We start from the raw sequence: 7,227 nt of genomic DNA on the forward strand, positions 1-7,227 counted from the left end.
CGCTGTTCGAACTCTTGTCCCGACAGGACGGAGAAGGTGGGAGGCTGGCACGATGACCCGTGCCGGGGCTCGTTAGGGCTGCTTCCTTCCGGACCTGACCCGGTTGGCGAGTGGCTCGTCCACCACCAACCTCCCGGCTTCCATATCGGCAATATCTCAAGCAAATGCAAGCCAAGCCGCCAAAAAACTGCTACCGATATAGAATACAAGGCGAATCTGCTTGATGCAGGGGAGATCTTCTTGGCCGAATTCACGCTCGACGGGCGCCTTGAGCGCGACGGCATCCCGATCGCCTCGATCGGCCTCTGCCAGATGCGCCTGATGAACGACCGCCGCTGGCCATGGCTGATCCTCATTCCGCAGCGCGCCGACGTCTCTGAGGTCTTCGACCTGTCGCCGCTCGATCAGACGATGCTGACCTTCGAGACGAACATGGTGGCAACCGCGCTCAAAAAGGTCACCGGAGCGCAGAAGATCAATATCGGTGCGCTCGGCAACATCGTCCGGCAGCTTCATGTGCATGTCATCGCGCGGCGCTTCGGCGATCCCAACTGGCCCGGTCCGGTCTGGGGCTTCGGCAGGGCCGAGCCATGGCCGGAAGACGAGCATCAGGCATTTGCAGCACGTATCTTGGAAAATCTCTGAACATGACGAAAACGATCTTCGATCTTCACAGCCCCCATCCGGAGCCGAGCACCTTCGTCGCCTTTGCGGAAAATCATCTCGATCGCCAATCGGAACACCGCGCCGACGATTGCGTCGAGAAGGCGCTCAAACATCCGGGCGCGCATTTCCTCGCCTTTTCCGGCGCCAAGCTGATCGTCAAGCACGACGAGAAGATCATCGACCCGCTCTTCGCCCCCTATGAACTCGCCGGTCTCGAACCGACGATCGACGAGGCGATCCTGCTCGGGTTCCTGCCGAACGGCGAGCCGCGGCTCGCCGTGCCTTCGGGCCTGACGGAGGAAACCGTGCCGGAGCCCTTCAAGATCGCCGATGCGCGCATGCTCTACCGGCAGCAGATGCTGCCGGAGGACCTGCTCGGACAGTTCGCGCAAGGCTCGAGCCTGATCACCTGGAACGCCAATAACCGCTTCTGCGGCCGCTGCAGCGGGCCGATGGACGGCGCGGCCGGCGGCTACCGGCGCATCTGCACGGCCTGCGGCCACATGGTCTTTCCGCGCACGGACCCGGTCGTCATCATGCTGACGGTCGATGTCGGGCGCGACCTCTGCCTGCTCGGCCGCAGCCCGCATTTCGCGCCCGGCATGTATTCCTGCCTGGCCGGTTTCGTCGAGCCGGGCGAGACGATCGAGAATGCCGTGCGCCGCGAAACGCACGAAGAATCGGGCATCCGCATCGGCCGCGTGCGCTATCACGCCTCGCAGCCCTGGCCGCTGCCGCATTCGCTGATGATCGGCTGCTATGCCGAGGCGCGATCGACCGTCATCAAGCGCGACGAGCAGGAACTCGAGGACGTGCGCTGGTTTACCCGTGCCGAGACGGAGGCAATGCTGGAGCGCTCGACCGGGGTCGCCAATATGCCGGATGAGCACATTCCGCCTCCGAAGGGTGCCATCGCTCACCAGCTCATGCGCGACTGGCTGGCCTGGCCGGAGCGAAGCTGAGCGCGAAGGAACAGGAACTCGTGTCGCGATCGGAACGGCTCATCGATCTCATTCAGGTGCTGAGGCGTCACCGACGACCGGTGAGCGGCCGCAAACTCGCCGAGGAGACCGGCGTCAGCCTCCGAACCCTCTATCGCGACATCGCCAGCCTGCAGGCCCAGGGCGCCGAGATCGAGGGCGAGGCGGGCATCGGCTACATCCTCAAGCCGGGCTTTATGCTGCCGCCGATGATGTTCTCGGAGGAAGAGATCGAGGCGCTGGTGCTCGGTTCGCGCTGGGTGGCGAAGCGTGGCGACAAGAGGCTTGCTGCGGCCGCCGCCGACGCGCTGGCGAAGATCGGCTCGGTGCTGCCGGCGGAGCTCAAGGAAAAGCTCGACGGTTCGACACTGCTCGTGGGACCGCGCCAGGCGATTGCCGAGCGAGTCGACCTCGGCCTTTTGCGCAAGGCGATCCGCAGCGAACATAAGCTCGACTTGCACTATCTCGACAATGACGGCCGTGACAGCCGCCGCACAGTCTGGCCCTTCGCGCTCGGATTTTTCGAGGAGACGCGGGTGCTCGCCGCCTGGTGCGAGCTCCGCCAGGACTTCCGCCATTTCCGGACGGACCGGATCGCAGAAGCGGCAATGCTCGACAACCGCTATCCGCGCCGCCGCCAGGCGCTGCTCAAGGACTGGCGCGCCACGCATGGCGTCAACCCCGTCGGTGTCTGACTCGCAGCACGCGTTCCTTTTCCGCCAGGTGTAGACTGCTGACAGAAACTGACAGCAGAGATCGGTAGCTTGAGGGTCCCGAAACAAGGAGACCGTCATGGCAAAAGCCAATCTCATCGTCCTCTATGTCGCCGATCCACTGGCGAGCGTCGAATTCTATCGCAAGCTGCTCGGCAAGGAACCGGTCGTCACCTTCCCGACCTTTTCCTCCTTCGAACTGCAGAACGGGTTCGTTCTCGGTCTGTGGGCAAAAGCCGGTGTGCAGCCTCAGCCGGTCGGCGAAGGCAGCCGCGCCGAACTGGCCTTCATGGTCGCAGGGGAAGACGCTGTTCGCGCCCATTACGACGAATGGCGGGCGATGGGCCTGCCGATTGCGCAGGAACTGACGAAGATGGACTTCGGACCGACATTCGTCGCCCTCGATCCGGACGGGCACCGTCTGCGCGTCTGCCTTTTCGACGACTGAGGCTCGAAAGCGCCCGTAAAACGCTCGCACCCCGCGCAAAGAGCGGCGGGGTGCGGAAGACTTGACGTCGCGCATCCTACTGCATGTTTCCTTAAATCGTAGCCGATTTAAGGATAAAAACATGCAGCGATTCAAAGTGCTACAGCGTCCTTAGTGCGTCTGAAAAGACGCACGGCGCTGTAGGGACGCGCGGCCATGCATACATCAGCGACCGTAGACGGCAGCCTGAATCTGGGAACGGGAAAGACCGATGTCGCTCAGCGCGTGGTCGTCCAGAGCGCTCAGCTCGCGTACCGCACGGCGCAACTTTGCATATTCCATGATCTTCTGACGGATCTTCATTTTTGACACTCCATTTTCTTTTTCTTGACGAAGGTCAAATAGGCATTTGCCTAAGATTTAAGTAGTTCCATGATTGCAGATTAGGCATGCGCTGGACGCGTAGCCGGTTAACGAAGATTCGCCGCATTTCCGTGTTGCGTCGACATGCGGCGGCTGCCCCGGCTCATTCCGGGCGTTGGCCTCAAAGCACGCCGCGCATCGGGTGCGCCTTGTAGGTTCCGAGAATGCGGACGTTCTCCGAGAAGAAGCGCAGCTCGTCCATGGCGTGGCGGACGCCCTCGTCGTCCGGATGACCCTCGATGTCGGCATAGAACTGCGTCGCCACGAACTTGCCGCCGAGCTGGTAGCTTTCGAGCTTCGTCATGTTGATGCCGTTGGTGGCAAAGCCGCCCATCGCCTTGTAGAGCGCGGCCGGGATGTTGCGCACGTTGAAGACGAAGGTGGTGATGATCAGTTCGTCGTCCGACTTGCGGCTTGTCCCTGCTCCTCGCGCGACAGCACGACGAAGCGGGTGACATTGCTGTCGGTGTCCTCGACGTTCTCGGCGATGATTTCCAGCCCGTAGAGGTCGGCGGCAAGCCGTGGGGCGAGCGCCGCCATCGAGCGGTCGCCGGTCTCGGCAACGAGCTTCGCCGCACCGGCCGTGTCGCCGGCGACGATCGGTTTCCAGCGATTGGCGCGGACGATCTTGCGGCACTGGCCAAGCGCATGGATATGGCTGTGCACGGTGCGGATCTCATCGTGCTTGACGCCCGGAAGCACCATCAGCTGGAAGCGGATCGGCATGAAATATTCGCCGACGATATGGAGGCGCGATTCCGGCAGCAGATGATGGATGTCGGCGACGCGGCCGGCGATCGTGTTCTCGATCGGGATCATGCCGAGATCGGCGTCGCCATTTTCGACCGCAAGGAAGGCGTCCTCGAAGGTCTGGCAGGGCAAGGGTTCAATGGACGGGAACATGTCGCGGCAAGCCATGTCGGAATTGGCGCCGAAGTCGCCCTGGAAGGCAATCCTGTTGGTCTTGACGGTCACTTTGGCATTCCTTTCAAGCCGAGAGTATGCGGCGGGCTTTTTCCAGGTCGGCCGGCGTATCGACGCCGAGCGGCACGGAATGGACGATCTCGACATCGATGCGCATGCCGGCTTCGAGCGCCCGCAACTGCTCAAGCGATTCGCGCTTCTCGAGCGTCGAAGGCTTCAGCGACACAAAAGTCTCGAGCGCCCTGCGCCGGTAGGCGTAAAGGCCGATGTGGTGGTAGAGCGGTCCCGCCCCGTGCGGCGCCGTCGCGCGGGTGAAATAGAGGGCGCGCAGCCGGCTCTTGGAAAGCGGCGAGCCGACCACCTTGACGACATTGGGATTGGTCTTCTCGTGTTCGTCGGTGATCTCGACCGTCAGGGTGGCGATGTCGGTCGTCGCATTTTCGAGCGGCTTCAGCGCGGCGCGGATCGGGCCGGGCTCGATCGTCGGCAGGTCGCCCTGGACATTGATGACGATCTCGGCCTCGCCGTGCGGGTCCGCCTTCTGCAGAGCCTCGTAGATCCGGTCGGAGCCGGACTGGTGATCGATGCGCGTCATGATCGCCTCGAAGCCGGCGTCGCGCACCGCCTCGAAGACCTCCCTATGATCGACGGCGACGACGATTCGGCCGACATCGGCTTCCGCGGCGCGCCTGGCGACCTGGACGATCATCGGCAGGCCGCAGATGTCGGCAAGCGGCTTGCCCGGCAGGCGCGTCGAGGCCATGCGCGCCGGAATGAGCACGAGGGCTTTGCCCGAATTTTCACGATTCATCGTCTCGCCTTCAAAAACCCCTGACAAAGTGTCAAAACGTCTCACTTCGGGGTCGATAATCTCTGTTGCAACGCAGAGCCAAAAGACATAGGTTCCGCGCGATTTCAAGATGGGCCGGGTTTTTGTTTGCACCGGTGGCAAAGGGAGCGTTTGCAGATGAATCCATATGTGAACATGGGTGTGGGTGCCTTGCTGGGTACGGTCTTCGTGCTGATGACCGTGTCCATTGCTTCTGAAGGCATTTTCCATTCCGAAGCTCCCGAGAAGGAAGGTTTCGCGATCGTCGCCGAGGAACCGGCGGGCGAGGCCGGTGCTGCCGGCGGCGAAGAAGCGAAGCCGGAGCCGATCGGCCCGCTGCTCGCCAAGGCCGACGCCGCCGCAGGTGAAGCCGTGTTCAAGAAATGCGCAAGCTGTCACACCATCGAGAAGGGCGGAGCGAACAAGGTCGGCCCAAATCTCTGGAGCCTCGTCAACCGTCCGGTCGCCTCGCATGAGGGCTTCTCCTACTCGGCCGGCATGAAGACCTTTTCCGAAGGCGGCAAGATCGTCTGGGATTACGACCACCTGAGCTATTTCCTCGAGGCGCCGAAGAAGCACGTGCCGGGAACGGCCATGGGCTTTGCCGGCCTGAAGAAGCCCGACGAGCGCGCCAACCTGATCGCCTGGCTGCGCGACCAGGCCGACAGCCCGGCACCGCTGCCGGCGGCGGATGCAGCCGGCGCGACGGAAGCAGCACCGGCTCCGGCCCCGGCCGAAGGCGGTCAGGCGGCGGCCCCGGCACCCGCTCCGGCAAATTAAGCATTCGATATTTCTTGAGGAGAGCCCGGTCATCGACCGGGCTTTTTCTGTACGATCGGGCGTGGTCCCGGAGAAGCGTCCGAACCCCCCGATGCCGCGGCTATCGGATTTTCCTTTGGCGATGCTAGTATCTGTGCAACTGACAATGTAACCAAATGCAATCCGGTCGGAGCCAAGTCCCCTCGTTATGGGAGCGGGAGGGAACCGTTCGGAACGAAGGAGCGGACGATAGATGACCAGCGGCGGTAGAGAGACTTTCCTGTTCGAGACACATCCGAACCCCATGGCAGCAAGCGAGCGCGAGGCCCTGCTGCAGAACCCGGGCTTCGGCCGTGTGCTGACCGACCATATGGCGACGATCCGCTATTCCGAGCAAAGCGGCTGGCACGACGCCAGGATCGAGCCGCGGAAGGCCCTGGATCTCAGCCCCTCGACGGTGGTGCTGCACTATGCCCAGGAGATCTTCGAGGGCATGAAGGCCTATCGCCTGCCCGACGGCGGCGCGACGCTGTTCCGGCCGGACGCCAATGCGCGCCGCTTCACCAACTCCGCCAATCGCCTGGCAATGGCGCCCCTGCCGGAAGAGCTGTTCGTCGAATCCGTTCGCGCCCTGGTCAGGGCCGATCGCGACTGGATTCCGGCGGCCGAAGGCGCCTCGCTCTATCTGCGGCCGTTCATGATCGCCACGGAGGCCATCCTTGGCGTGAAGCCGTCCTCCGATTATCTCTACTGCGTGATCGCCTCGCCCGTCGGCTCCTATTTCAAAGGCGGCGCCCCGGCGGTGACGCTCTGGGTCTCCGAGCATTACACGCGGGCCGCGCCCGGCGGCACCGGCGAGGCGAAATGCGGCGGCAACTATGCGGCAAGCCTCGCCGCACAGGCGGAAGCGAGCCGCGAGGGCTGCGACCAGGTGGTGTTCCTCGACGTCGTCGAGCGGCGCTGGATCGAGGAACTCGGCGGCATGAACGTCTTCTTCGTCTTCGCCGACGGCTCGCTGCAGACGCCGCCGCTCACCGGCACGATCCTGCCGGGCATCACCCGCGATTCGCTGATCACGCTCGGCCGCGACCTGGGCCTCACCGTGCGCGAGGAACCCTATTCGATCGATCAGTGGCAGGCGGATGCGGAGAGCGGCCGACTGACCGAAGCCTTCGCCTGCGGTACGGCCGCGGTGGTGACGCCGATCGGCAAGGTCAAGGGCCGGACGCGCAACGTCACGATCGGCGATGGCGGCGCCGGGCCGGTGGCCGTACGGCTGAAGGCGGCGCTGCTCGACATCCAGAACGGCCGCGCCCCCGACCCGCACGGCTGGCTCGACCGGCTGTTCTGACGCCTCGGCTTTGCCCCTCATCCGGCCTACCGGCCACCTTCTCCCCGTAAACGGGGCGAAGGAGGCTCGCTGCACGCGCCTACCTAAGGTCCCCTCTCCCCGCGAGCGGGGCTATCGGATTCACACAACGTCTGCGACGCCTGGGGAATGGGGGC

8 protein-coding genes, 1 other RNA gene and 1 pseudogene are annotated in these 7,227 nt (G+C 63.7%); 6 read left to right on the plus strand and 4 right to left on the minus strand.

Annotated elements, in window-relative coordinates; translation table 11 throughout:
• Positions 1 to 36 precede the first annotated feature (36 nt).
• An RNA gene (gene ffs / locus N181_RS17380) (signal recognition particle sRNA small type) lies at positions 37 to 134 on the minus strand.
• A 106-nt stretch (positions 135 to 240) separates the two neighbouring features.
• On the opposite strand from ffs, the gene N181_RS17385 reads away from it, so the two are divergent.
• The 4 genes from N181_RS17385 (at position 241) to N181_RS17400 (ending at position 2,807) form a co-directional block, all read left to right on the plus strand.
• Complete coding sequence (locus tag N181_RS17385) at positions 241 to 645, plus strand: HIT domain-containing protein (RefSeq protein WP_037398722.1); 405 nt, start codon at positions 241 to 243, stop codon at positions 643 to 645.
• Positions 646 to 647: 2 nt separating this feature from the next.
• Positions 648 to 1,628, plus strand: a complete 981-nt coding sequence (nudC, locus tag N181_RS17390) for an NAD(+) diphosphatase (protein ID WP_037398721.1) — start codon at positions 648 to 650, stop codon at positions 1,626 to 1,628.
• A gap of 20 nt (positions 1,629 to 1,648) precedes the next feature.
• Positions 1,649 to 2,341 carry a helix-turn-helix transcriptional regulator gene (locus N181_RS17395; RefSeq protein ID WP_037398720.1) on the plus strand — a complete coding sequence of 231 codons (693 nt, stop codon included), beginning with the start codon at positions 1,649 to 1,651 and terminating at the stop codon, positions 2,339 to 2,341.
• A 97-nt stretch (positions 2,342 to 2,438) separates the two neighbouring features.
• Entirely contained in the window at positions 2,439 to 2,807 is a 369-nt protein-coding gene (locus tag N181_RS17400) for a VOC family protein (RefSeq protein ID WP_014330650.1), read from the plus strand.
• 204 nt (positions 2,808 to 3,011) lie between these two features.
• Here the strand turns inward: N181_RS17400 and N181_RS31900 are convergent, their stop codons facing one another.
• The 3 genes and pseudogenes from N181_RS31900 to N181_RS17410 all read right to left on the minus strand — a co-directional run bounded on the left by N181_RS31900 (position 3,012) and on the right by N181_RS17410 (position 4,944).
• Positions 3,012 to 3,149, minus strand: a complete 138-nt coding sequence (locus N181_RS31900; RefSeq protein WP_014330649.1) for a DUF1127 domain-containing protein — start codon at positions 3,147 to 3,149, stop codon at positions 3,012 to 3,014.
• Positions 3,150 to 3,330: 181 nt separating this feature from the next.
• Positions 3,331 to 4,184, minus strand: a pseudogene (locus N181_RS17405) (prephenate dehydratase).
• Positions 4,185 to 4,197: 13 nt separating this feature from the next.
• Positions 4,198 to 4,944: a 3-deoxy-manno-octulosonate cytidylyltransferase gene (locus tag N181_RS17410; RefSeq protein ID WP_037398717.1), complete on the minus strand. Its 747-nt coding sequence runs from the start codon at positions 4,942 to 4,944 to the stop codon at positions 4,198 to 4,200.
• A 156-nt stretch (positions 4,945 to 5,100) separates the two neighbouring features.
• On the opposite strand from N181_RS17410, the gene N181_RS17415 reads away from it, so the two are divergent.
• Together N181_RS17415 and N181_RS17420 are read left to right on the plus strand one after the other, a co-directional pair.
• Positions 5,101 to 5,742 carry a c-type cytochrome gene (locus N181_RS17415; RefSeq protein ID WP_037398714.1) on the plus strand — a complete coding sequence of 214 codons (642 nt, stop codon included), beginning with the start codon at positions 5,101 to 5,103 and terminating at the stop codon, positions 5,740 to 5,742.
• A 232-nt stretch (positions 5,743 to 5,974) separates the two neighbouring features.
• Entirely contained in the window at positions 5,975 to 7,072 is a 1,098-nt protein-coding gene (locus N181_RS17420; RefSeq protein WP_037398712.1) for a branched-chain amino acid aminotransferase, read from the plus strand.
• The last annotated feature ends 155 nt before the right edge of the window (positions 7,073 to 7,227 follow it).

Origin of the sequence: Sinorhizobium fredii USDA 205 (assembly GCF_001461695.1) — a bacterium.
Taxonomy (GTDB): domain Bacteria; phylum Pseudomonadota; class Alphaproteobacteria; order Rhizobiales; family Rhizobiaceae; genus Sinorhizobium; species Sinorhizobium fredii.